The sequence below is a fragment of the Pseudoalteromonas sp. GW168-MNA-CIBAN-0100 genome, assembly GCF_040309225.1.
GTDB lineage: Bacteria > Pseudomonadota > Gammaproteobacteria > Enterobacterales > Alteromonadaceae > Pseudoalteromonas > Pseudoalteromonas arctica.
The window spans coordinates 1-350 of sequence record NZ_JBEOOL010000251.1 but is presented as its reverse complement, the minus strand read 5'-3'; the positions used below and the strand labels follow the sequence as shown (position 1 = coordinate 350).

The following is a 350-nucleotide window of genomic DNA, read 5'->3' as shown; positions in this document are numbered from 1 at the left end:
ATGCTAGTTTGCACAGTAATTTAGGTTCACTTGATAAAATTGAAAACTTAAACGGTCATAAACACTCAATAAGAGTAGCCAATAGAGCGTCGCGATTAGCAGGGTTTGATAAAATCACAATCCCGAATAATTACTATTTAGCCATGGGTGATAACCGCGATAACAGTGCCGATTCTCGCGTAATAGGCTTGATCCCGCGTAGCGAAATGTTAGGTAAAGCAGAGCGAGTAATTGTATCGCTTGATTACGATAACTATTATTTACCGCGAACTGATCGATTATTAAAAGCGCTGGAATAAGCGTGTTTGTATTTTAGCAGCTAAATAAAAACCCGGGTTATACCATTGAGT

General features: G+C 38.6%; 1 protein-coding gene. It reads left to right on the top strand.

The features are described from left to right. A partial coding sequence (gene lepB / locus AAEY62_RS20970; protein ID WP_350636249.1) for a signal peptidase I occupies positions 1 to 299 on the top strand: 299 nt, incomplete at its 5' end. Between the last annotated feature and the right edge of the window lie 51 nt (positions 300 to 350).